24 protein-coding genes are annotated in these 25,192 nt (G+C 35.0%); 12 read left to right on the forward strand and 12 right to left on the reverse strand.

The window, feature by feature from the left end; translation table 11 throughout:
* Positions 1 to 9 precede the first annotated feature (9 nt).
* On the reverse strand, positions 10 to 1,071 hold the full coding sequence (locus ACZ2G0_RS10555; protein WP_470307610.1) for an efflux RND transporter periplasmic adaptor subunit: 1,062 nt from the start codon (positions 1,069 to 1,071) through the stop codon (positions 10 to 12).
* A 287-nt stretch (positions 1,072 to 1,358) separates the two neighbouring features.
* Positions 1,359 to 3,467 carry an ATP-dependent DNA helicase RecG gene (gene recG / locus ACZ2G0_RS10560; protein ID WP_470307611.1) on the reverse strand — a complete coding sequence of 703 codons (2,109 nt, stop codon included), beginning with the start codon at positions 3,465 to 3,467 and terminating at the stop codon, positions 1,359 to 1,361.
* 177 nt (positions 3,468 to 3,644) lie between these two features.
* On the opposite strand from recG, the gene ACZ2G0_RS10565 reads away from it, so the two are divergent.
* The 4 genes from ACZ2G0_RS10565 to ACZ2G0_RS10580 all read left to right on the forward strand — a co-directional run bounded on the left by ACZ2G0_RS10565 (position 3,645) and on the right by ACZ2G0_RS10580 (position 7,791).
* Positions 3,645 to 4,085, forward strand: coding sequence for a NanQ anomerase/TabA/YiaL family protein (locus ACZ2G0_RS10565; RefSeq protein WP_470307612.1), 441 nt, complete (start codon positions 3,645 to 3,647; stop codon positions 4,083 to 4,085).
* 115 nt (positions 4,086 to 4,200) lie between these two features.
* Complete coding sequence (locus tag ACZ2G0_RS10570) at positions 4,201 to 4,749, forward strand: DUF1697 domain-containing protein (protein WP_470307613.1); 549 nt, start codon at positions 4,201 to 4,203, stop codon at positions 4,747 to 4,749.
* 143 nt (positions 4,750 to 4,892) lie between these two features.
* Entirely contained in the window at positions 4,893 to 6,335 is a 1,443-nt protein-coding gene (locus ACZ2G0_RS10575; RefSeq protein WP_470307614.1) for an aminopeptidase P N-terminal domain-containing protein, read from the forward strand.
* Between the two features lie 250 nt (positions 6,336 to 6,585).
* Positions 6,586 to 7,791: a sensor histidine kinase gene (locus tag ACZ2G0_RS10580; RefSeq protein ID WP_470307615.1), complete on the forward strand. Its 1,206-nt coding sequence runs from the start codon at positions 6,586 to 6,588 to the stop codon at positions 7,789 to 7,791.
* A gap of 21 nt (positions 7,792 to 7,812) precedes the next feature.
* Here the strand turns inward: ACZ2G0_RS10580 and ACZ2G0_RS10585 are convergent, their stop codons facing one another.
* Entirely contained in the window at positions 7,813 to 8,547 is a 735-nt protein-coding gene (locus ACZ2G0_RS10585) for a Dph6-related ATP pyrophosphatase (protein WP_470307616.1), read from the reverse strand.
* A 91-nt stretch (positions 8,548 to 8,638) separates the two neighbouring features.
* Here ACZ2G0_RS10585 and ACZ2G0_RS10590 point away from each other — a divergent pair, with 91 nt between their 5' ends.
* Positions 8,639 to 10,702, forward strand: a complete 2,064-nt coding sequence (locus ACZ2G0_RS10590; protein WP_470307617.1) for a M1 family metallopeptidase — start codon at positions 8,639 to 8,641, stop codon at positions 10,700 to 10,702.
* Positions 10,703 to 10,706: 4 nt separating this feature from the next.
* Here ACZ2G0_RS10590 and ACZ2G0_RS10595 read toward each other — a convergent pair whose 3' ends face one another.
* Positions 10,707 to 11,228, reverse strand: a complete 522-nt coding sequence (locus tag ACZ2G0_RS10595; RefSeq protein WP_470307618.1) for a DUF7935 family protein — start codon at positions 11,226 to 11,228, stop codon at positions 10,707 to 10,709.
* Positions 11,229 to 11,384: 156 nt separating this feature from the next.
* Between ACZ2G0_RS10595 and ACZ2G0_RS10600 the strand changes: the two genes are divergently transcribed.
* The 3 genes from ACZ2G0_RS10600 to ACZ2G0_RS10610 all read left to right on the forward strand — a co-directional run bounded on the left by ACZ2G0_RS10600 (position 11,385) and on the right by ACZ2G0_RS10610 (position 15,328).
* Positions 11,385 to 12,152, forward strand: coding sequence for a sulfite exporter TauE/SafE family protein (locus tag ACZ2G0_RS10600; RefSeq protein ID WP_470307619.1), 768 nt, complete (start codon positions 11,385 to 11,387; stop codon positions 12,150 to 12,152).
* A 144-nt stretch (positions 12,153 to 12,296) separates the two neighbouring features.
* A complete protein-coding gene (locus ACZ2G0_RS10605; protein WP_470307620.1) occupies positions 12,297 to 14,633 on the forward strand; it encodes an ATP-dependent helicase in 2,337 nt (778 codons plus the stop codon).
* 74 nt (positions 14,634 to 14,707) lie between these two features.
* Positions 14,708 to 15,328 carry an L-threonylcarbamoyladenylate synthase gene (locus ACZ2G0_RS10610; protein ID WP_300288725.1) on the forward strand — a complete coding sequence of 207 codons (621 nt, stop codon included), beginning with the start codon at positions 14,708 to 14,710 and terminating at the stop codon, positions 15,326 to 15,328.
* A gap of 242 nt (positions 15,329 to 15,570) precedes the next feature.
* Here the strand turns inward: ACZ2G0_RS10610 and ACZ2G0_RS10615 are convergent, their stop codons facing one another.
* The 3 genes from ACZ2G0_RS10615 to ACZ2G0_RS10625 form a co-directional block, all read right to left on the reverse strand.
* Positions 15,571 to 16,404, reverse strand: coding sequence for an OmpA/MotB family protein (locus ACZ2G0_RS10615; protein WP_470307621.1), 834 nt, complete (start codon positions 16,402 to 16,404; stop codon positions 15,571 to 15,573).
* 71 nt (positions 16,405 to 16,475) lie between these two features.
* Positions 16,476 to 17,465, reverse strand: a complete 990-nt coding sequence (locus ACZ2G0_RS10620) for a glycosyltransferase family 2 protein (RefSeq protein WP_470307622.1) — start codon at positions 17,463 to 17,465, stop codon at positions 16,476 to 16,478.
* Positions 17,466 to 17,508: 43 nt separating this feature from the next.
* Positions 17,509 to 17,955 carry a type I restriction enzyme HsdR N-terminal domain-containing protein gene (locus ACZ2G0_RS10625; protein ID WP_470307623.1) on the reverse strand — a complete coding sequence of 149 codons (447 nt, stop codon included), beginning with the start codon at positions 17,953 to 17,955 and terminating at the stop codon, positions 17,509 to 17,511.
* 81 nt (positions 17,956 to 18,036) lie between these two features.
* On the opposite strand from ACZ2G0_RS10625, the gene holA reads away from it, so the two are divergent.
* Genes holA through ettA form a run of 3 tightly spaced genes read left to right on the forward strand, consistent with a single transcriptional unit; the run spans position 18,037 to position 20,990 of the window.
* Complete coding sequence (gene holA, locus ACZ2G0_RS10630; RefSeq protein WP_470307624.1) at positions 18,037 to 19,041, forward strand: DNA polymerase III subunit delta; 1,005 nt, start codon at positions 18,037 to 18,039, stop codon at positions 19,039 to 19,041.
* 52 nt (positions 19,042 to 19,093) lie between these two features.
* A complete protein-coding gene (locus ACZ2G0_RS10635) occupies positions 19,094 to 19,270 on the forward strand; it encodes a CAL67264 family membrane protein (protein ID WP_222616921.1) in 177 nt (58 codons plus the stop codon).
* Between the two features lie 28 nt (positions 19,271 to 19,298).
* Positions 19,299 to 20,990: an energy-dependent translational throttle protein EttA gene (ettA, locus tag ACZ2G0_RS10640; RefSeq protein ID WP_300288719.1), complete on the forward strand. Its 1,692-nt coding sequence runs from the start codon at positions 19,299 to 19,301 to the stop codon at positions 20,988 to 20,990.
* 57 nt (positions 20,991 to 21,047) lie between these two features.
* Here ettA and ACZ2G0_RS10645 read toward each other — a convergent pair whose 3' ends face one another.
* The 4 genes from ACZ2G0_RS10645 to ACZ2G0_RS10660 form a co-directional block, all read right to left on the reverse strand.
* Positions 21,048 to 21,176, reverse strand: a complete 129-nt coding sequence (locus ACZ2G0_RS10645; protein ID WP_470307625.1) for a hypothetical protein — start codon at positions 21,174 to 21,176, stop codon at positions 21,048 to 21,050.
* 141 nt (positions 21,177 to 21,317) lie between these two features.
* On the reverse strand, positions 21,318 to 22,172 hold the full coding sequence (locus tag ACZ2G0_RS10650; protein ID WP_470307626.1) for a hypothetical protein: 855 nt from the start codon (positions 22,170 to 22,172) through the stop codon (positions 21,318 to 21,320).
* Positions 22,173 to 22,175: 3 nt separating this feature from the next.
* Positions 22,176 to 22,883, reverse strand: a complete 708-nt coding sequence (locus tag ACZ2G0_RS10655) for a hypothetical protein (protein WP_470307627.1) — start codon at positions 22,881 to 22,883, stop codon at positions 22,176 to 22,178.
* A gap of 265 nt (positions 22,884 to 23,148) precedes the next feature.
* Positions 23,149 to 23,568: a thiol-disulfide oxidoreductase DCC family protein gene (locus tag ACZ2G0_RS10660; RefSeq protein WP_470307628.1), complete on the reverse strand. Its 420-nt coding sequence runs from the start codon at positions 23,566 to 23,568 to the stop codon at positions 23,149 to 23,151.
* A 474-nt stretch (positions 23,569 to 24,042) separates the two neighbouring features.
* On the opposite strand from ACZ2G0_RS10660, the gene ACZ2G0_RS10665 reads away from it, so the two are divergent.
* Positions 24,043 to 24,243 (forward strand): hypothetical protein, encoded by a 201-nt coding sequence (locus ACZ2G0_RS10665; protein WP_470307629.1) that lies wholly within the window; start codon positions 24,043 to 24,045, stop codon positions 24,241 to 24,243.
* Between the two features lie 456 nt (positions 24,244 to 24,699).
* On the opposite strand, the gene ACZ2G0_RS10670 is transcribed toward ACZ2G0_RS10665, so the two are convergent.
* The gene (locus ACZ2G0_RS10670; protein WP_470307630.1) at positions 24,700 to 25,005 is read right to left on the reverse strand and encodes a GIY-YIG nuclease family protein; all 306 of its coding nucleotides are present in this window, start codon (positions 25,003 to 25,005) and stop codon (positions 24,700 to 24,702) included.
* Between the last annotated feature and the right edge of the window lie 187 nt (positions 25,006 to 25,192).

The raw sequence follows: 25,192 nt of genomic DNA on the forward strand, positions 1-25,192 counted from the left end.
TAGGAGAGGTTATTTCTTAACCGATACTTTCACGGGAGTGTCATTTTTTAAGGACATGACACCAGTTGTTATAACCGTATCACCTGCTTTAAGTCCGGACAAAATTAAAAGCGAAGCATCAGTTCTTGTTGCCGTTTCTACCATAACTTCTTTGGCTTTGCCAAAATCAGAAATAAATATTTTTTTACCGTTTTGAACCGGAATTACCGCTTGTGTTGGAACCACGATCGCGTCTTGAATCACATCCAAGGGAAGTACTACATTAGCAAAAGTTCCCGGTAATAATTTTCCTTGTTGGTTATCAGCAATGGCTCTAACTTGAAGTGTACGCGTGGCAACTTCCACCGCTGGCTCGATAGCGTATACGGTTGCTGTGTAAGTTTCAGTAGAACCTGAAACAGTAAATTTAAGTACAGTATTAGTTTTTACTTGATTAGCGTATTTTTCAGGAATAGAAAAAGTAATTTTAAGTTTAGCTGTATTGACTAAGTTCGCTACTAGCATAGTTGGATTCACATATGCTCCTTTAGAGATAGATCGCAATCCAATTTTTCCTGAAAAGGGCGCACGAACGGAAGTTTTAGCAATTTGAGCCTTAATGATTTGGCTTTGTGCTTTGGTCGAAGCATATTCTGCTTTAGCTACATCATATTCTTCTTGACTGATGGCTTCTTTTTTTAACAAAAGTTGTGCTCGTCGTGCATTTTCAGCAGCCAAATTCTCTCTCGTGTTGGCTTGACTTAATTGTGCTCTTAATTCTATATCATTTACTTTAAAAAGTAGTTGACCTGCTGACACGTTACTACCTTCTTTAAAATTAATGCTTTCCACGATACCCGATACCTCTGATCGAATTTCAACTTGCTCATTAGCTTCTATTGATCCCGATAACGATAAGGTATTATCAAACGTTTCTGTTTTTACAACTATTCCGCTAACGTTTAAGGAACTTTTTTTATCTGATTTTCCATTTTGATCACCTGATTTGCTATTATTTTGAACAATTCGGTAGGTAATAAAAGCACCAAATCCAATGAGTAAGAAAGCGTAAATGATATTTTTTAATTTCATAATATAGGTCTAAAGAGAGATAATATTTTATTATAAATTTATGTTAAAAGCAAATTTAGGTTTTCCATTTAGTAAAGTAGATAACGTTAGTCTTTATTTAACACTTGTACATACAAATATTGTGTTTTCTCAAAAAAAAATAGTTTCACAACTACTTTTACGTCTATTTTTAAATAAAACTAAGAATTCAATAAATACAACAGCGACCTGTTTTCGACTAGTTAATAGTCAAAGATGACCGTTAGACGTTAAAAATAGTTAAAGGTTTAATGGGATTAGAAAAAAAATTAACTGATGTAATTCCAGATATTCTTTTTCTTAGTTAGTTCGATGTAAACGGCGCGCATAGCAGCATGTTCCGGCTTTTCCATGGCGGTATCTACTTGTAAAATTTTAAGAGCATGATGCCTGGCAAGTGCTAAAATATCTCGGTCCTTAACGATATCTGCAATTTGCAGGTTCAAAACACCACTTTGCTGCGTACCCATAAGATTGCCTGGGCCACGTAATTTAAGGTCGACTTCGGCAATTTCAAATCCATCATTGGTGCTTACCATAGTTTCCATTCGTGTTTTACTGTCAGCACTTAATTTATGGCTAGTCATTAGGATACAATAACTTTGATCAGCGCCACGACCCACACGACCACGCAACTGATGCAGTTGCGATAAGCCAAAACGTTCAGCACTTTCAATAATCATTACAGAGGCATTGGGAACGTTCACACCAACTTCGATAACGGTAGTTGCCACCATGATATTGGTTTTACCATCGGAGAACCGTTTCATCTCCGCATCTTTTTCGGCTGGTTTCATCTTACCGTGTAAAATAGATATGGCATACTGCGGTAATGGAAAATCACGAGAAATACTTTCATAACCATCCATTAAGTCCTTGAAATCCATTTTTTCTGATTCTTGAATCAAAGGGTAAACAATATATATTTGTCTGCCAATGGCTATTTCATCACGAATAAATTTCCACACCTTAAGTCTGTTGCTGTCAAATCGGTGGACGGTTTGGATTGGTTTCCTTCCCGGAGGTAATTCATCTATCACTGATATGTCTAAATCACCATACAAACTCATGGCTAGTGTACGCGGAATAGGGGTAGCGGTCATCACGAGGACGTGAGGCGGAATAGTATTCTTTTTCCACAATTTAGAGCGTTGTTCTACGCCAAAGCGATGTTGCTCATCGATTACGGCTAATCCTAGATTTTGAAACTTAACCTTGTCTTCAAGTAAAGCATGGGTGCCTATTAAAATTTGTAGGCTTCCGTTTTCTAATTCTTCGTGGAGTATTTTTCTGGCGGCCGTTTTCGTAGAACCGGTTAGTATTTTTATAGTAATATTGGATTTGCTAGCTAGTTCAGATAGTCCAATAAAATGCTGATTGGCTAAGATTTCTGTCGGAGCCATTAAGCAAGCTTGAAAGCCATTATCAATAGCCAAAAGAATACTCATAAAGGCTACTATTGTTTTTCCTGAACCTACATCTCCTTGCAATAAGCGGTTCATTTGAGCGTTGCTGCCCATATCTGTTCTTATCTCTTTTATTACTCTTTTTTGAGCACCTGTAAGTTCAAAGGGTAAATGGTTTTGATAAAAGTCAGTAAAATATTCTCCTACTTTTGCAAATGGATGTCCTTTTATTTTATGTTTCTGAATTTTATTTTTCATGATCAATTGCAACTGAATGAAAAACAATTCTTCAAATTTCAGTCGGAATTGGGCTTTCGCCAAAGCTTCAGCGCTTTTAGGAAAATGAATGTTGAATAAAGCGGCATTTTTAGGGATGAGCTTTAATTCTTGCAGTAGATAGTCTGGTAAGGTTTCAACAAATAAGGCTTGCGTTTCAATAAACAACTGTTGCATCATTTTGTTAATACCCCGATTTGTAATACCTCTATTGGTTAGCGTTTCAGTAGAGGGATAAACGGCTTGCATGGCTGAACGCAAACTTTTTTCATGTTCGCTCCACAATTCGATTTCAGGATGCGCCATATTGTACATTCCGTTAAACGATGTGCATTTTCCAAAAATGACAAGGACTTCATTTAATTTTAATGATTCGCGGACCCATTTATGACCTTGAAACCAAACCAACTCCATTTGGCCCGTATCATCAACAAAGGTAGCTACCAATCGTTTTCTGCCTTTTCCAAACTCAACTGTTTTTATGTTGATTATTTTTCCAATAATTTGAACCTCGGCAATATTGTTTTGTATTTCGTTAATTTTATAGTAGCGTGTTCGATCTATATATCTATTCGGGTACAAATTAAGTAAATCACCATACTTATGAATCCCTAATTCTTTGCGGAGCAAGGTTCCTCTGTTAGGTCCAACACCTTTCAAGTATTCAATAGGAGTAAGCAGCAAGTTGTTAGACATTTTAAATAATTTGGATAGCTTTTCGGTTCTAAAAACAAAAAAACGAAGATAGTTTTAAAATAGGAAATTAGAAAATTCAAAAATACAGGAATTTCGAATAAAGTAGGAGGTAGGCCTAAAACTATGGATCTTATTTTTGATATTTGCGGCCTAACTTAAGGTACTTTACAAATGGTATTGGATTCAATTAAAAATTATGGACTGTATGCCTCTATCACAGATCGACTAGCGGCAGGATTTAACTTTATTACGTCAACCGATTTAACAACTATTCCCGAAGGTGTCTACGAAATTGACGGAAGAAATATTTTTGCAATTGTCCAAGAGTATGATACAAAAGAAGAAAAAGATTGTTTTTTAGAGGGACATACGAAGTATATTGATATTCAGTATATGCTGCAAGGTGAAGAATTAATTGGAATCGCTTCGAAAAGAGATCAAAAAATACAATCATTTGATGTGGATAAAGACTATACTTTTTATGAAGGCGAAACATCCTATATTAAGTTAGAAGCGGGAATGTTTACGTTGTTTTTCCCTGATGATTTACATCGTCCTTGTATCCAATCAGGTAATGAAACCAAAGTAAAAAAGATTGTTGTTAAAGTTTTATTGTAGTAACGTTGACTATTCTTCCGACTTAATTCATTGGAGACAAGACAGTGAGATTTTAATTATGATTCTGCTAATAAAGACAATATCTTTGTCGTGTTAAAGTATAAAACACAATTTCATGACAACTCACTTGGCTTTATTAAGAGGAATTAATGTATCTGGTCATAATATGATCAAAATGGATGCATTGCAAAAAATGTTGGAAAATATGGAATTTACCAACGTTACCACCTACATCCAATCAGGTAATGTATTTGTTACAACTGAGGAGGAAAATGCAGCTACCGTTGGATTTAAAATTAAGCAGGAAATTTTTAAAGTTTTTGGTTATGATGTTCCAACTATTGTAATTGGTAAAAAAGACCTTGAAAATTGCTTCAACAATAATCCATTTTTAAAAGAAAAAGAGGTCGATCATAAGAAATTGTATGTAGCCTTTATTTCAAAAGAACTTCGCCCTGAAAACATCAATGATTTAAAAATAAGTCAGTTTAAACCAGATGAAGCCACAATCGATGCAAATAAAATTTTTATTAAATATGCCGTTGGTGCTGGTAAAACAAGATTAGATCAAAAATACATTGAAAAAAAATTAAGCGTCACCGCAACTATCCGAAATTGGAATACTGTGACTCAATTATTCAAGATGTATGAGGATATGAACTAATTTTCTATTCGTTGGTCGTTTTAAATCTAAGATACTTCTGTTATTCAATTAGCAACTAAATTTTAGGAGTCTAAAATAGAAACGGTAAGCAGTTATAAAAATAGTATATTTACTATAAAATTAATTTATAATTCATTCTTAATATGTTTAAAACCAGACTTTCTTTTATAGTGCTGTTTTCTTTTTTTGTGAATTTGGCTTTTTGCCAAAGCGGAAATCCTACAGATTATTTATCAGCACAATTTCATAAAGAACGCCGAGATGCTTTCCGAGCAAAAATGCCTGCGAATAGTGTTGCAGTTTTTTTTGGAAATCCCGTGCGAAACCGTGCCAATGATGTAGATTATGTCTACCATCAAGATCCTGATTTTTATTACCTAACAGGATATACGGAGCCTAATTGCGTTTTAATGCTTTTTTCTAATGAGCAACAAGATAGTGAAGGCAAGACCTACAAGGAGATACTATACGTACAAGAAAAAAATGCAAGTCAAGAGCAATGGACGGGCGTACGATTAGGTACTGAAGGCGCTAAAAAGGAATTAGGGTTTTCAAAAGCATATAATGGTTCTGCCTTTTTAAAATCGGGCATTGATTTCACCAAATTTGATCATGTTTTATTTAAAGAATTTAAAGACGACAATGGAGAGTCCTCAAGAAGAGAAAAAGCTGATTTATATAAGTTGATAGACTCTTTCAAAAACCAAATTGGTTTCAAAAGTACTGTTACTACTAAAAAGCAGAATTTAGACGACAGTTCTATTTCTCGCTATATGACTAGTTTGCGGGAAATTAAGACGGATGAAGAATTGAAATTATTGACTAAAGCCGTACGCATTTCAGCTATGGCGCAAAGGGAGGTAATGAAAGCGATGCATACAGGTATGTCCGAAACTGAAATTCAAGGGATTCACGAGTTCATTTATAAAAAATATGGTAGCGAGTTCGAAGGCTATCCTTCCATTGTAGGCGCTGGTCAAAATGGTTGTGTTTTACATTACATAGAGAACAGTAAAACTAAGGTTGGAAATGAATTGGTTTTAATGGATTTAGGTGCTGAATACCATGGTTATACTGCTGATGTAACGCGAACAATTCCGGCAAATGGTAGTTTTTCGAAGGAACAAAAGCAAATTTATGAGTTGGTCTACCAAGCGCAGGAAGCAGGGATTGCGGCTTCAAAAGTGGGCGCTAGCTTTAGATCATTAGATGTTATTGCTCGCAAAATAATTAATCAAGGATTGGTCAAACTTGGAGTTGCAAAATCAGAGGAGCTTGCTAATAAATATTTCCCGCATGGTTTGGGTCATCACATTGGCTTAGACGTTCACGATCCCGGTATGTATAACAATCTAGAAAGTAACATGGTTATCACCATTGAACCTGGGATTTATATTCCGGAGGGAAGTGATTGTGATCAAAAATGGTGGGGAATTGGAGTACGAATTGAAGACGATATTCTAATAACTGCCAAAGGTCCTATAAACCTTTCCGCTGAAGTACCGAGAAAATGGCAGGATATTGAAGAATTAATGAAAGAGCAAAGTGTTTTTTCTACTTTTACAGTTCCCAATTTGGAAAAATAGTGTAACTCTGATTCCTTGTATTTTAAATGTGGTAGAAGTCCAGTAAAGCTTAAACAATAAGGAAGATCCGTTACACTAACTTTTTTATAAATTGGGTAAGCAATCATAATTTTTTTTTAAAATAAGGCTATAATTTAGCATTCCGTACTATTTAATGGTAGCTTTACTGTAACAGCATTATGATCTGTTGTTTTACTGTAACCACATCAAGCATGCAAAATCAGTATAAAGTTAAAATCCAAAAAATAATATGATTAAGCCAGAAAAACATAGTAGAGAAGAGGAACGGTTAAAAGCTTTAGATTCTTACGCTATTCTTGACACTTTACCTGAAACTGATTATGAAAATCTAACTTTAATTGCATCTCAATTGTGTAACACACCAATTGCGTTAATTACATTTCTGGACGAAAAAAGGCAATGGTTTAAGTCGCATAAGGGATTAGAATTTTCAGAAACCCCAAGAACACAATCATTTTGTGGTCACGCTATAAATGACTCAAAGAATATTTTTATAATTCCTGATGCTAGAACTGATGTCCGCTTCCATGATAATCCTTTAGTAACGGGGGAATCTAGTATTGTGTTTTACGCTGGAGTGCCTTTGAGAAATGATAATGGCTTTCCCTTAGGGACTATTTGTGTAATTGATCACAAACCGAGAATTTTATCTGAGGAACAAATTAATGCATTAGAAGCCCTTTCAGCGCAAACGATGAAATTGTTAGAGTTAAGAGCTCATAAAGTGAAACTAGAGAAAACTTTGCTTGAACTAGAAGAAAAGAATTTAGCTCTTGAACGATTTGCTTATCTTGCGGCGCATGACCTTAAATCGCCATTAGCTAACATAGCAGGATTAACGGATCTTTTCAAAAGTAGCTACGGCGAGTCTATTGATAGTGAAGGAAAATATATTTTGAACTTGATTCAAAGTTCTTCTGCAAAATTAAAAGAAATGATTGATAGCTTGTTAGAATATAGCAAGACCAACAGAATAGATAGAGAAAAAAACAGCATAATTACGATTAATGCCTTAAAAACAGAAATCATTGGTGTTTTTGCTTTTCAAGATAATTGTAGCATCACATTCCGTTCTACAGTAGAAAGTCTAGTGACAAATAAATCAGCACTAGAACAAATACTTATCAATTTGATTTCGAATGCTGTGAAATACAATGACAAAGAGACAATAGCAATTGAAGTTGAGATTACGGAAGTAGCAGGCCATTATAGCATTACTGTCTCAGATAATGGACCTGGAATTTTACTAGAAAATCAAGAAATTATTTTTGATTTATTTGAAGTTGTGACCACTGTAGATCGCTTCGGGTCTAAGGGAACGGGAATTGGTTTAGCAACAGTTAAAAAAATTGTGGAAGCATTGGGAGGTACCATAACAGTTCAATCAGAGATTGGTAAAGGTGCGTCTTTTACCTTTACTTTAGATCGTGTTTAGGTTGAACATTTTCTTCTTTCTTTAAAGAGGTAGCAAATCACAATAATAAAAACCAAAATCATAAGTATCGCTTGAGTCAGTATCACATGCAGTGTTAGTTGCTGTAGTTTCAGGCTTTTCATATTTACGATAAACGATCTCCCCTTTTTCAAAAAGAATTGGTTCAGCGAATATTGGACCGTCAAATGTAAAGGTGTGAAATTCTCCATTTTCTCCGCAAACATCTACATCCTCCGGTAAGTCATCAATAAAGTTTTGATCTATAATTCTACCCACGAAACTTTTATCGAGGTAGCGCTCATTAACGCAAACTACAATAGTTTTGAATCCTAAAGCTATAAATTCCTGGATTAAGCTCATTGTTGGTATCTTCCATAAGGGAAACAGACCTTTAAAGCCCATTATTTCTAGTTTTTCTTCTCGGTACTTTCGTAAATCCTCTAAAAAAATATCGCCAAAAATAGAGATTGTGTTTCCTTGATCTTTCAGCTTGGTTAAAGTATCCTTCATTACGTTTTCATACGCTTCCATTGTGGGCATTTCGGGAAGGTACATGATCTCGAGCGGGATTCTAATGCTTGCAGCTTGTGCTTGTAGTAAATCAACTCTTAGGCCGTGCATGGATACGCGTTGGTGCTGCGTGTTTACGCTGGTCAACAAACAACTTATTTCGAAATTTGGGTCTTGTAGAACCTTATAAAGTGCTAGGGCTGAATCTTTGCCGCTACTCCAGTTAAATAATGCTTTTGTTTTCAAACCTAGTTTTTATATTGATTGTTGGGTAAACTTACAAAATATCTTCTATTTGAATTAGAAAGGGCGTACTTTTGATTTTTAATCTTTTTATATGAAATACCTTTTTTTCTTCCTCTGTACTTTTGCGTTTGCGCAACAAACTAAGTTTGTTGATTTTACATCAGTTACTGCTCAAATTGAATTAAATGCGAAGGAGAAATCGGTTAAAGGCCAAGCCAAATACTTTTTGAAGGTTTTGAAACCCATTGATACTATTGTTATTGATGCTCAAAAAATGAACTTTTCAGCAGTTAAATTAAACGGATTGGCTGCAAATTATATCAATACTGGCAAGCAAATCAAGCTTGTTTCTCCATTTGGTAAAGGAAAAAATACAATAGAGTTGGAATATACTACACAACCCAAACAAGCACTTTATTTTGTTGGATCAGAGGAAACCAATGATTTGCAAATTTGGACTCAAGGGCAAGGCAGATATACTAGTAATTGGTTTCCAAGTTTTGATGACGTCAATGAAAAAATGGTTTTTAATTTGTCAATTTCTTTTGATTCTAATTACCAAGTCATCGCTAACGGAGAGCTCAGCAGTAAGCAAGTACAAGGAGCAACTACAACATGGGCATTTAAAATGAAACGTCCTATGAGTTCGTATTTACTAATGGTAGCTGTAGGGAAATACAATAGACATAATCTAGAATCCAAGTCGGGCATTCCTTTGGAATTATACATTGAGCAAAATGACGAGAGAAATTTTAATTCGAGCTACCGTAATTCGGTTAAAATTTTTGATTTTTTAGAGAAAGAAATCGGATTTAAATACCCTTGGAAGGTGTATAAACAAGTACCTGTTCGAGACTTTTTATATGCAGGCATGGAAAATACATCGGCCACAATTTTCTCAAGGCGCTATATTGTTGACACTATAGGTTTTCAAGATCGTTCGTATACTAATGTTGATGCGCACGAATTAGCGCATCAATGGTTTGGTGATTTAATTACTGCTAAAAGCGGAAAACACCATTGGCTCCAAGAAGGATTTGCAACCTACTACGCTTTACTCGCAGAAAGGGAAATAAAAGGGGATGATTATTTTTATGCTAAGCTGCACGAAACGGCACAACAATTAAAATATGCTTCAAGAACGGATAGTATTCCTATTTTGAACGAAAAAGCGAGTTCATTGAGCTTCTATCAAAAAGGATCTTGGGCTTTATTTGTGCTTCACGAAGCTTTAGGAGATAAAATTTTTAAGAAAGCAGTCAAGAATTACCTCAAAATGTATGCTTTTAAGAATGTTAATACGCAAGATTTTTTCAATGAAATCCATAAAGTTTCTAATTTCGATACTACTAATTTTAGTAAAATATGGTTGGAGTCCCCAATTTTTAACACTGAACAGGCTAATGGTTTGCTGCTTAAAAATAAAAGTATGCAGCTGCTGTTTGAAGTAGATAAAATGAAAAAAGTCTTGATTAGCGAGAAAAGTCAATTTTTTGCAAAGTTATTACAGTCGGATGCCGCTACTTATGTAAAAGTAGCTGTGGTTAACCAGCTACGGACTGAAAATTTCGAGAATAAAAAAGAACTTTTGCAATTAGCCCTAGCAACTAATGATGTTGAGGTGCGAATGGCCGTGGCTGCATCCCTGCCTAAAATACCGACAGACTTTCGACCTTATTATGAAAGTTTACTACTGGATCAATCCTATGAAACACAGGAAATAGCATTATTTAATTTATGGAACAACTTCCCAGAACATCGAGTTGCCTATTTAGAGCAAACCAAAAATTGGATTGGTTTTAATGATAATAATTTAAGGACTCTTTGGTTGTCTTTAGCATTGTCAACTAAAAGTTATTCGGTCGACAAAAGTGCACTCATAAAAGAGCTTACGCATTATTCCTCTCCTAATTTTGAAGCGATAACCAGGCAAAATGCTTTAGAGAAATTAGTTAACTTTCAATTGTTAAGTGATGAGGTACTCGTCAATCTCGTTAAAGCAACTACACATCATATGTGGCAATTTTCTAAATTTGGTAGAGACACGATCAGGCGCTTATTAAAAAAAGAGGAAATGCGCGCAACATTCGAACGACTATTACCACAATTATCTGATTTAGAACAAGTGCAGTTAAAACGATTATTAGCTGAATAATAGTTTAGAATAATTCGCTTACTTCATTTTTAATAAAAGAAAGTGCAGCACTACTTGGAGCTGTTTTATCCAATAAATCGGTAATGATAAGTTCTCGTAAACTATTGGCATCAGTAACCTTCTCATTTTTTGCAGCCAAGCGAATCATTTGAATTGTTGCATTTTTAGCAGTTAAAACAATGGCCCAGCATTGCTCAGTAACATAAATTTGCTGAGTGAGGTTATGCTCCATCTCCTGTTCAATTTGAGCAATTATAAAATTTTGATAATCATATTTGTCATTCGATACTGGATTAACACGGCTTACTAATTGCGAAGGATTAATACGCTCCATCAACAGAGTTAAGCGTTCGTAGGCCTGTAATCGAAGCGGAAGTGCCGTTTTTTGATTGTCTTTTTGGATCAACCAGCGACGCATGTTTTGTTGGTCTTTAAAATACGAGTTAAAAAGGGAATAAGCAATTAAACCTGTAATTACGGCTGGTAAAGTGTAGGCAAGAATTTCAACAAAAAGTGTAGTGTTCATCTTTATAAATTTTGAAAAACAAAAATATACTTTTTGCTTTTATTTCAAGCCTAATTTTGATTGAATAAATAAATAGAATAGTATTTTTACCGAAGTAGTGCGGAATGTTGAAAATTCACGATTCTGCCAAATTTCTTGAAATTATTTTACTTTAAAATGGAAACATATATAATTGTTTTGCTTTGTGTAGCTGCTTTTGCTGCAGGTTTTATTGATGCCATCGTAGGTGGTGGCGGTTTAATACAAACACCAACAGGTCTAATTTTACTACCTAATTTACCCGTTTCTACCGTTATCGGAAGTTTGAAAATTCCTGCTTTTAGCGGAACCTCGTTTGCAGCTTATCAATACATGAAAAAAGTGAAAATGAATTGGAAATTGTTATTTCTTATGATGGCGTTGGCGATGCCGTCAGCTTTTTTAGGATCTACTTTATTAACGTATATGAGTAATGATTTCATGAAACCACTCTTGCTTTTTATCCTCTCTCTATTAGCTATTTATACCTATGCAAAGAAAAATTTTGGACAGCAAGTCGAAAAAGAAATATCTACCACGCGATTACTATTAAACGCAGTGTTGATTAGTATTATAGTTGGATTTTATGACGGATTTATTGGTCCTGGGACGGGTAGTTTTTTTGTCGTAGCCTTTATTGCTTTAATGGGATTTGACTTTTTGCACGCTTCCGCAAATGCTAAAATGGTAAATCTAGCGACAAATTTTGGTTCGATCTGCCTGTTTGCTTTAAAAGGGAAAATCCTTTGGGCTATCGCATTACCTATGGCAGCAAGTAATGCTTGTGGCGGATGGTTAGGTGCTAAATTAGCTATTAGCAAAGGAAACGGCTTTATTAGAATTTTCTTTTTAGTAGTCGTGGTGGGTACTTTAATCCGTTTTGCTTATGATGTTTTTTACAAATAAAAAAGCGTGGAGATTTGCTGCTTTTGGTCCTAAATACATTTCTTTATAACTCTTGAAAATTGGTAGCAAATGCACTTTAAAAATTTGCCAGACGGCTCTTTATTAACTCTTAAATTCTTATTTTTGCATAAATAGAAAATTTTCATGCAACAATACATTTCCCAACTCAACGAAGCGCAACGCGAACCCGTTCTACAAAAAGATGGACCTATGATCATCATTGCTGGTGCAGGCTCGGGTAAAACACGTGTGTTAACCATAAGAATTGCCTATTTAATGCACCAAGGTATCGATGCATTCAATATCCTATCGCTTACATTTACGAATAAAGCGGCTCGTGAAATGAAAAACCGTATCTCAGATATTGTAGGGTCTAGCGAAGCCAAAAACTTATGGATGGGAACATTTCACTCTGTTTTTGCTCGAATACTTAGGTCAGAAGCCGATAAATTAGGATATCCTTCGAATTTTACGATTTATGACTCACAGGATTCTTTGAGGGCTATTTCGGGAATTATAAAAGAAATGCAATTAGACCGCGATATTTATAAGCCAAAGCAAATTTTAAGTCGCATCTCTTCCTTCAAAAATAGTTTGATTACTGTTAAAGCCTATTTTAACGATCCTGATTTAATGGAAACGGATGCCATGGCTAAGAAGCCAAGAATGGGTGAAATCTATCAGAATTATGTAGATCGCTGCTTCAAATCAGGAGCGATGGATTTTGATGATTTGTTACTAAAAACCAACGAATTATTGACGCGTTTTCCTGATGTTTTGGCCAAATATCAAAACCGATTCAGATACATACTCGTGGATGAGTACCAGGATACGAATCATTCCCAGTATTTAATTGTTCGTGCCTTATCAGATAAATTTCAAAATATATGTGTAGTTGGTGATGATGCGCAAAGTATTTATGCATTTAGAGGAGCCAATATCAATAACATCTTGAATTTCCAAAAAGATTATGAAGGAGTAAAGACCTTTAGATTGGAACAGAATTACCGTTCTACTCGAAATATTGTTGAAGCAGCGAATACGATCATCGATAAAAATAAAGTCAAATTAGATAAAATAGTTTGGACAGCGAATGAATTTGGACCTAAGATAAAAATTCATCGTTCGATGACTGATGCTGAGGAAGGACGTTTTGTGGCAAGTACCATATTTGAGCAAAAAATGCAAAACCAAATGACTAATGGTCAATTTGCTATTTTGTATCGTACCAATGCGCAATCCCGTTCGATGGAGGATGCTTTACGCAAAAGAGATATTCCGTATCGTATTTATGGAGGACTTTCATTTTACCAACGAAAAGAGATCAAGGATGTATTGTGCTATTTGCGTTTAGTTTTAAATCCGAAAGACGAAGAAGCCTTGATGCGAGTGATTAATTACCCTGCAAGAGGAATCGGTAACACGACCATCGAAAAAATAGTCGTGGCGGCCAATCACTATAAAAGATCCATGTTTGAGGTGATGCTCAATATTGATAAAATAGATTTGAAACTGAACTCCGGTACCAAACAGAAAATTCAAGATTTTGTTACCATGATTCAAAGTTTTCAGGTCATCAATGAAAATCAAGATGCTTTTTATATCACGGATCATGTTTCTAAAAAAACGGGATTAGTACAAGAATTAAAAAAGGATGCTACGCCAGAGGGAATGGCTAAAATTCAAAATATTGAAGAGTTGCTTAATGGTATCAAAGATTTTACCGAAGGGCAAAAAGAGATCGACGGTGCAAGAGGCGCTTTGGGCGAATTTATGGAAGATGTAGCTCTTGCTACGGATTTAGATAAGGACACCAGCGATGAAGATCGAGTAGCGCTTATGACGATACATTTAGCCAAAGGATTAGAATTTCCGCATGTTTTTGTAGTAGGTATGGAAGAAGATTTATTTCCGTCCGCTATGAGTATGAGCACTCGGTCAGAATTGGAGGAAGAACGTCGTTTGTTTTATGTAGCTTTGACTAGAGCTGAGCATCAAGCGTATTTGACCTATGCGCAATCGCGCTACCGCTGGGGAAAATTGACGGATAGTGAACCTTCCCGATTTATAGAAGAAATAGATGCGCAGTATTTAGAATACCTAACACCAGCAGAGTCTTCGTATCGCTTTAAGCCGATGATTGATAAAGATATTTTTGGTGATGTGGACAAATCCAAACTTAGATTGGCCAAACCAACAAGTGGGACGCCTCCAATTCCAGCTGCAACTAATATGCCTAAGCCCGATTTAAACGTGCGAAAATTAAAACCTATTGGTGGAAATCCTACTGCATCAGGAACGGCTAATTTATTTGATAATAAATTGACAGCAGGAAATGTTGTAATGCATGAACGCTTTGGTCGTGGTCAAGTTGTAAACCTAGAAGGTGTAGGGGCAGACAAAAAAGCAGAAATTAAATTTGAAGTTGGGGGAATCAAAAAATTATTATTGCGATTTGCTAAACTTGATATCATAGGTTAAAAAAAATGTTTGCAGTTTCGAGAAGAAGAAATCAACTTGGAATAGTAAACTAAAAAAACATAAAACGTTATACGATGGCACAGTTTTTAAAAATATACGAAGACAAACCTAACGAAGCTGCTATTGCTAAAGTCGTTAAGATTTTGAAGGATGGCGGACTGGTAATTTATCCTACCGATACAGTATATGGGTTGGGTTGCGATATTACTAATTCAAAAGCACTAGAACGTATTGCAAAGATTAAAGGCGTGAAATTAGAGAAAGCTAATTTTTCATTCATTTGTCATGATTTGAGTAATCTGTCTGACTATGTGAGGCAAATTGACACCGCTACTTTTAAAATTTTAAAAAGAGCTTTACCAGGACCGTATACTTTTATATTACCAGGTAACAATAATTTACCAAAAGAATTCAAAAAGAAAACTACTGTTGGTATCCGTGTACCCAATAATGAGATTGTTTTAGAAATTGTAAGACAGTTAGGCAATCCTATTGTTTCAACTTCCATTCGTGATGAGGATGACGTAATCGAATATACTACCGATCCAGAGTTGATTTTTGAGAAATGGCAAAATCTTGTCGATTTAGTTATTGATGGAGGATATGGAGATAACGTAGGTTCTACCATTATTGATTTATCAGGAGCAGAACCTGAAATTATCAGAGAAGGTAAAGGAGATATTGATATTATCTAGTATTTTTTAATGATTATGTTTTTATAATAAAATGTTTATCTTTGATTTCATAAGATGTTTCAAATTACAATATAAGCATGTTATTCTTAATTATATTTGATTGGTTATTAGAGAAAAGTTAAGGATACATTAAGGCAGGTCGAAAGACCTGCTTTTTCTTTTACTACCTATCTCCAGCTAAAATTAATACATAAAAAAAGCGCCTCCGTTAAGAGGCGCTTTACAGCTATAGAATAATTTAATTATTTAGCTTGTTTTTTCATTTCTTTCTCAACCATTTCGTAGAATTGGTCAATTTTAGGAAGTACTACAATACGAGTTCTTCTGTTACGAGCTCTGTTGTCAGCGTTGTCATTAGATACTAATGGTACGTATGAACTTCTACCAGCAGCAATTAATTGACTTGGTTTTACTCCTAGCTCATCTGTAAGAACACGGATGATAGACGTAGAACGTTTAACACTTAAATCCCAGTTGTCAAGTAAAATGTTGTTACCAATGTATGGAACGCTATCTGTATGACCTTCAACCATACACTCAAAGTCTGGCTTGTCATTAACTACTTTTGCAACCTTAGCTAAAACACCTTTTGCTTTATCAGTTACATTGTAGCTTCCGCTTTTGAATAATAATTTATCTGCAATAGAGATAAATACCACTCCTTTTTCAACATTGATTTCAATGTCTGGATCATTTAAACCAACTGCACTTTTTAAACTAGTAACAACTGCTAGAGTAACACTATCCTTTTTAGTTAAGGCATCCTGCATTCTACTAATTTTTAAATCTTTCTCTTTGATAGATTCTAATGCTTTTTCAATGTTTTCAGCACCTTTAGTCGTTAAAATCGTCATATCTTTAGACGTGTTAATCAACGTCTCATTGTGCTCTTTTAAACCTTGAACTCTTGCCGTAAGTCCTGCTTTCTCTTCAAGACAAGCATTTAATTTTACTGTAGCCGAATTTAATAGATCTTGAGTTTCTTTGTTTCTTGATTCTAGATCAGCATATTTCTTTTTACTAACACATGAGGTTAGAAGTGCGAAAAGTGATAAGGTGATTACGATTTTTTTCATAAAAATAATGTTTAGTTGAATTACAAAGTTAGTTTTTAAAGGTTGAATACAATAATTATTTACTGTTAAAATCATATAACAAATATCTTGCCAGAATTAACATAATATTGATAAACGATACTTTTTGTTGAATAGTATGTTTCCGACTGAAAATTTCCTCTTTTTTTGTAAGTACTTGATAATAAGCTATAAAAGGAGTAATGCGCCTTTAAAATTGCCATTAAATGCGCAAATTTTCCTTTAAAAATAAATTGAATTCCTGCTAGTCCATCCAATAGCATACGAGTAAAAAGGACTAAGATTAACTTGTTTTTGGGTAAATTCTTAGATAACATTAACAGTGAATTCCTGAAATTCAGAAAGGTTTTCTTTGGATTGCCTTGTTGTAGCGTGGCACCACCCACGTGGTAGACTGTAGAATTGTACTGATATTTGATTTGATAGCCTTTATTTAAAGCACGCCAGCAAAGGTCTATTTCCTCTTGATGTGCAAAAAAGTCTGCATCAAAACCACCTAATTCATGGTAAACCGATGATCGAATAAAAAAACAGGCTCCAGAAGCCCAAGAGATAGCGCAATTGTTATCATATTGTCCTAAATCTTGTTCAACAGTATCAAAAACGCGACCGCGACAATAGGGATAACCATATTTATCGATAAAACCACCAGCTGCACCCGCATATTCAAAGTAGGTCTTGTTTTTAAAGTCTAATAATTTCGGCTGAATTATGGCTGTTTTAGGCTCGGCTTCAAAAGTTTGTAAAATAGGCTGTAACCAATTTTCAGTAACTTCAATATCGGAATTTACTAGTGCATAAATATCGGCCTCAATATGCTGTAAGGCTTCATTGTAGCCTTGAGCAAAACCAAAGTTACTGCTATTTTGAACTATTTGAACTGTTGGAAAATTTGCTTTTACAAAGGCAACAGAATCGTCTGTAGAAGCATTGTCAGCTACATAAATAGTCGCTTCGGGAGAAAATTGTACTACTGAGGGTAAAAACTGTTCCAATAACTTTGTACCGTTCCAGTTTAGGATAACTACTGCTGTTTTTTTCAAGATACTAGTGAAATTTAAATGTACAAATTATTTATAATCAATTCTAAAGTTGATAATCGGGAAGTTGTGGCAAAAAAACGTATGCTTCATTTTCAAAGTCCATTTGGCAAAAATAATGATTCAATCCATTAGTTACCATTAAAAACTGCGCTTTAAGGGTCATATTGTAGCGTGCAATTTGGTCAAAAGTGGCTTGTGTAATTTTTACTTCGGGAGCTTTACATTCTACCAATACTTTAATACTACCATCAGGATTAAAAACTACAGCATCATAACGCTTACTTAATCCGTTTACTTTCAATACCTTTTCTACGTTTATCAACGATTTCGGATACTTTTTCTCGTCCATTAAAAAGCAAACTACATGTTGTCTGACCCATTCTTCTGGTGTAAGAACGATGAATTTTTTCCTGATTTCATCAAAAATAGACACTTTATTTTCACTATTTTTGAATCGGAAACTATAAGAAGGAAAATTAAGCTTTTGCATAGCGCAAAAATAGGTATTTAGTTGAATTTTTCAGAACCTTTAGTCTGAAACCTCCAACTTTAAACTTGAAACACGATATAAATGGACGAAGTAATCAAAATTGTAAACGATATTAAGAACGGAAATATTAAACCCATTTATTTTTTAATGGGTGAAGAACCGTACTATATTGATAAATTATCCGATTATATTGAGCAAAATGTCCTGTCTGAAGAGGAAAAAGGTTTTAATCAAACCGTTTTGTACGGGAGAGACGTAACAGTCGAAGATATTGTTTCATCAGCAAAACGATATCCTATGATGGCCGAAAGACAAGTCATTATTGTAAAAGAAGCGCAAGAATTAAGTCGAACCATCGAAAAGTTGGAATCGTATGCTGACAATCCGATGCCTACAACTGTTCTGGTAATCTGTTACAAATACAAAACATTAGATAAACGTAAAAAAGTAACTAAGGTACTAGCTAAAAATGGACTAGTTTTCGAGAGTAAAAAACTATACGAGAATCAAGTGGGTGAGTGGATAAAAAGAGTTTTATCTGGTAAAAAGTATGCTATTGAGCCCAAAGCTTCAGCGATGTTAGTTGAATTCCTAGGTACGGATTTAAGCAAAATCAATAATGAACTTGAAAAACTCCAAATCATATTACCGAAAGGCGCCACTATTTCTGCCAAAGACATTGAGGAGAATATAGGTTTTAGTAAAGATTTTAATGTTTTTGAATTGCGTAAAGCGATAGGGGAACGCAATCAACTCAAAGCGTATACAATCGCTGAGAATTTCGCAAATAATCCCAAAGACAATCCTATGGTGGTAACGACCAGTTTGGTTTTTGGTTTCTTTGTACAATTATTAAAATACCACGGTTTAAAGGATAAAAACCCAAAAAACGTAGCTGCAATGATTGGAGTAAATCCTTATTTTTTAAAAGAGTACGACCTTGCCCTTAAAAATTATCCGATGCGAAAAGTAAGTCAGGTGGTAGCTTCCTTACGAGATATTGATGTAAAAAGTAAAGGCGTCGGTGCAAATGCGATGTCAAATTCGGATTTATTGCGAGAAATGCTGTATCATATTTTTAATTAGCGGTTAAATCACGATATTTGCAACACATAAATAATATACCACAATCATGGGAATGAATAAAAATACGGTCTTAGGATGGGCTACCTTTATAATGATCTTAATGGGATTGTTATTAATAGGTCTAGGAGCTTTTAGATACAGTGAAGTTTCAGGTTGGGGATTTGTAGCTGTAGGAGTTGGCTTTTTGGCCAATGCTTGGGTTTTTAGCTCACTAAAAGGGAGATTGTAAAAGAATATAAAAATTAAAATTAAATATAATGTCAGACGATAAAAAAGTAATTTTCTCAATGCAAAAATTGAGTAAAACCTATACGGGAGCGGATAAACCGGTTCTTAAAAATATTTATTTAAGTTTCTTTTACGGAGCAAAAATTGGTATTTTAGGTTTGAATGGATCAGGTAAATCTTCACTACTTAAAATTATTGCTGGTGTAGATAAAAATTACCAAGGAGATGTTGTTTTTCAACCGGGTTACACAGTTGGTTACTTAGAGCAAGAGCCAATCTTAGATGATTCTAAAACCGTTTTAGAAATTGTTCAAGAAGGTGCTGCTGAGACTATGGCAGTACTTGCGGAATACAATAGCATTAACGATTTGTTTGGTTTAGAAGAAAATTATTCTGATCCAGACAAAATGGACAAGTTAATGGATCGTCAAGCGGCTTTGCAAGATAAAATTGATGCGTTAGGTGCTTGGGAAATCGACACCAAACTGGAGATAGCAATGGATGCCTTACGTACTCCTGATGGTGATACACCAATCAAAAATCTTTCTGGTGGAGAGCGTCGTCGTGTCGCTTTATGTCGTTTATTGTTGCAACAACCAGATGTATTGCTTTTAGATGAGCCTACCAACCACTTGGATGCAGAATCGGTGTTGTGGTTAGAGCAGCATTTAGCACAATATTCAGGAACTGTAATTGCAGTAACCCACGATAGGTATTTCCTAGATAATGTAGCTGGATGGATTTTAGAGTTAGATAGAGGAGAGGGGATTCCATGGAAAGGAAACTATTCTTCTTGGTTGGACCAAAAATCAAGCCGTATGGCCTTAGAAGAAAAAGTAGCTTCTAAACGTCGTAAAAACTTAGAAAGAGAGTTGGACTGGGTTCGTCAAGGGGCTAAAGGACGTCAAACGAAACAAAAAGCACGTTTACAGAACTACGATAAGTTGTTGAACGAAGACCAAAAACAATTAGATGAAAATCTAGAAATCTATATTCCTAACGGACCACGTTTAGGAACTAATGTTATCGAAGCGAAAAATGTTGCCAAAGCTTTTGGAGACAAATTATTATACGATAACTTAAACTTTACCTTGCCACAAGCAGGAATCGTTGGAATTATCGGACCCAATGGTGCTGGTAAGTCAACTATTTTCAGAATGATAATGGGAGAACAAGAAACGGATAGTGGTGAATTCTCTGTGGGTGAGACGGTAAAAATTGCCTACGTAGATCAATCCCACTCTAACATTGACCCGAACAAGTCAATTTGGGAAAACTTTGCTGATGGTCAAGAATTAATCATGATGGGCGGTAAGCAAGTAAACTCAAGAGCGTATTTGTCTCGTTTTAATTTTGGTGGTGGAGAGCAAAACAAAAAAGTTTCAGCCCTTTCCGGAGGAGAACGTAACCGTTTGCACCTAGCAATGACCTTAAAAGAAGAAGGGAATGTATTGTTACTGGATGAGCCTACCAATGATTTAGATGTCAATACACTTCGTGCATTAGAGGAAGGTTTAGAAAACTTCGCTGGTTGTGCCGTAGTGATTTCGCACGACAGATGGTTCTTGGACAGAATCTGTACGCATATTTTGGCTTTTGAAGGAGATTCAGAAGTGTATTATTTTGAAGGTGGTTTCTCTGAATACGAAGAAAACAAGAAAAAACGCCTTGGTGGAGATTTAACACCGAAACGTTTGAAATACAGAAAATTAATTAGATAATTATCTTTCTCAAATTATACTAAAAGGATGTCTGCTGCTATAGCACGACATCCTTTTTTATTTCTTTTTTTTGTCATTTTTCATAAGTAGTAGTATTGCAGTAACTAGACCTACGATAACCAAACCAAATACAAATACAATTATAATCGAACCATTATCCCAATTTACAAGTATTCCTTTTTTCATAGCTTACATTTTATAATCCAAAAATACTATGATAAGCAATCATAAAATATGATAATAGTCAGTTTATCAAAAAAGAAAAAAGCTCAAAGTTGCCTAAACAATCAATGAGCTTTTTAAATATAAAATTGTGGTATTTGTACCTTATTGGATATCTAAAAATAATCCACCGCTATAGGTAGGCGCAGCATAGGTAATTTTTCCAGATAGTACAGTAGTGTAATTAAAAGTTACCCCAAATTTGCTAGAAATGTAATACCCTATTTCTCCTGCTAAATTGGTGAATTCAACATTGTTTGCAAATACACCCTGACCAGTTCCCGTAGCATCGCCATTGTTAAACGAACGAATATTAGCGGACTTAATTGCTAAAAAGATGGTATTGTTGAATTTAGTACCTATTTCACCACCAAAATGAAACTCGTCTGAAAATCCTTTTGTTCTATTGTTAAAACCCGAATAGATTTTCCCATATACATTTTGATTACCTAATTTAAACGGTATTCCTAAATCAAATTGAACAAGTTGATTGAATTCACCATCTCCAGTTTGTAAACTTCCGTCATTCCCTCCCGATTCTTTACCTGTGGGCAGTCCAAATTTTACTGTTGCTGATATAGCTAAGAAATCATTTTTCAAAACACCATATCGAATCCCTAAATCAATATCTCCTATACTATTCACGCTTTCACCGTCATTAATAACATTTCCTGTAGTTCTTGAAACTTGTTTATTTTGGTAAACCCTTGCTAGTAAAGGAACATAAGCAATTGCATCAATTTTTTCAGTCAAGCCAAACTCTGCATACGCACTTACTACAAAATTTCCGCGTGTTATATTTGGATCTTTTTCCTTTGAACTCGTAAAATGTTCATCGGCCACTAATGAGCTTGCTGCCAGTTTATAATATCCATTCCCCTTTCCTTTATTCCATTGCGCCTGAGATAAGCTAGTTACTAATAGTAATACGAATGATAGTTTTATAATTTTATAAGTCATGTCTTATTTGTTTTTAATTTCTGCAACTCCTACTTTAATTCTAAATGGCTCACACCAATGTGTTAAATAGCCAAAATCGTTAATCCCAACGCCCATAACGTCAATGCTAAAAGCGCCACTATAAACAACGCCATCTTTATCGCCTTGACTATCAATTTTTAAAGCATTAGTAATTACATTAGGATTATTTGTCAAATACATTGCAAAGCCAGGCAAAGACCGGTCTGCGCGGTAATTACTAGCAAATTTTATTCGTATTCCTCCAACTATTTCCGTGATTTCAAAATCTCCAGCAGATACATACGAACTCGTCTTAACTATAGATCCTATTTTGACAATAGCCGTGGTAGGAGCGGTTCCTATTTCATTTATTGTAATTGCAACCGAATTTTCAATTGTCTTTCCTCCATAAGTTGTAGAAACAAGTAGAGTAGTAGCTCCTTTAGCTACGGCAGTTATTTCCTTAGTGCTGTTGTTTACCGCTAAAATAGTAGGGTTTTGAGAACTTAAATTGAATTCCACATTTTGTTTTACACCTTGATTATCAAAAAAAGCGGCGTCAAGAAGAAGGGTTTGACCAACATTAAAATTTGAAAAAGAATTGTTTATTCTAATAATTTCTACAATTTCATCATCAACAATGTCCTCACTTACACAAGAACCAAATGTTACTAAAATTATAAAGGCGGCGGCAAGTTTGATAACTTTCATAGACTACTGTTTTTAAATTATATAAGAACAGTCGGTAATACTTTACAATCCTGACAAAAAATGAGTCTATTTTTTAATAAAGGTGTTTGGAGCCAGTTTAATTTTTAGTTGTGCCCAATCCTGCTTTCCACTATACCCGCGGCTCACAAAGCTTTTTTTACTAGGTCTTTGCAGGAGCTTCCGCTGGTCGCTCTACAAATCCCGTAAAAAACACCTTTCCTTTACCGTGGCTGCCGTTGCAATCAGGGGCAAAAAACGAATAACTTTAATTTTCAAGAAATTTGGCTTTTAAATCAGGTGTAGGAATCATACAGTTTTCTTTCTTTCCAAACCAACGGTACCTGTTCTTAGCAATGTAATCATAGATAGTATTACGTAGCGTTTCAGGAAAAATTCGGAAAACAGCTGCTAAGGAATACATAAACCCTAAATCTGAAGCTATTCTCAAAGCAGCTTCTGATTTGTAATAATACGCTTTCCCAGGCTCATATAAAATAATACTATCCATTTTGGTAGGATCAACACCGATGTAGTTACAAATTTCCACACCCAAGTCGGATTGCAAAGCTACAAACCTAAAAACATCTTTTTTATCTCTTTCAATAATAAACTGTACGGCTTGATTGCATAAGTTACAAACACCATCAAAGAGTATTATTTTTTTATTTGGAGGAAGGTTTAGCATGTTAATTTAGTTTTGGTCTTCTTTTTATTTCATTTTAGTTTGTCATTCATAGAGTTACTTTGTCATTATGAGCAATGAAGCAATAGCAGAAGTACAAGCAACAAAAATAAGTAAATATCTTTTAGCACAAGCAGTAATGCTGAGCAACCTAGTAGGATTGCGTCGTACCCCGCAATGAGTTTAATTGTGTTTATTTTTTAGTTTAACAGGTCATTGCGAGGAACGAAGCAATCGCATCAACACGAGCAATTCGTTTGGGTAATGAGGTAATCTGACTAACATGAGTAATAACTTTGAGCCTTAAAGCACTAGCACTAACACAAGCAACCAAATTAAGTATTACCACAAAACCAATACTGAGCAACCTAGTAGGATTGCGTCGTACCTAGCAATAACTTTAGTTGTGTTTGTTTTTTTGTTTACCATATCATTGCGAGGAACGAAGCAATCGCACGAACACGAGCTACAATATTGATGAAAGAAGCAATCGCACTAACACGAGCAACTAAATTAAATAGTAGCACAAGCACCAATACTGAGCAACATAATAGGATTGCGTCGTACCTCGCAATGACTTTAGTTGTGCTGTTTGTTTTGTTTAGCATGTCATTGCGAGGAACGAAGCAATCACACGAACACGAGCAATTATTTTTTGCATTGAAGCAATCGCACTAACACGAGTAATGTATTTGCACATTGAAGGAATCCCACTAGCACGAGCAACATAATTTAGTAGTAACACAAGCACCAATACTAAGCAACTAAGTAGGATTGCGTCGTGCCTCGCAATGACTTTAGTTGTGTTTGTTTTTTTGTTTCACGAGTCATTGCGAGGTACGAAGCAATCGCACTAACACGAGCAGCAAAATTGATCCTTAAAGCAATCCCACTAACACGAGCAGTAAAATTGATCCTTGAAGCAATCGCACTAACACGAGCAGTAAAATTGATCCTTGAAGCAATCTCACTAGTACGAGCAATACATTTTGGGTATTGAAGCAATCGCACTAACACGAGCAGTAATATTGAGCTATGAAAGAATCGCACGAACTCGAGCAACATAATTTAGTAGTAACACAAGCAAGAATTCTGAGCAATATAATAGGATTGCGTCGTACCTCGCAATGACTTTTAAACAGTCATGATATCTTTAATATCATCATACAAATCATTCCAACTAGGGTTTATCGAGCGTATTAAATTATTTTTAGCCTCTCTTGAACCGGCTTTAATTTGTTTTTCTCTTGCGATAGCATCACCAATCCATTGAAACTGCTCATAATAAACTAGAATATTCAAACTGTATCGAGCAGAGAACGAATTTGGATTTCTTTTTTCTTTGTGTTCTAAAATTCTACGAGAAAGATTTGAAGTCACTCCAGTGTAAACTACCGTTTGATACTTATTTGTAATGATGTAAATGAATCCTGGCTTCATACTTTGAGTCTTATGTTATAGAAACAATTGTCTAAAGTTATGATTTTTTTTGTTTCGCAGGTCATTGCGAGGAACGAAGCAATCGCATTAACACGAGTAATGTATTTGCACATTGAAGGAATCCCACTAGCACGAGCAACATAATTTAGTAGTAACACAAGCACCAATACTAAGCAACTAAGTAGGA

The organism is Flavobacterium sp. KKT103, assembly GCF_055640565.1.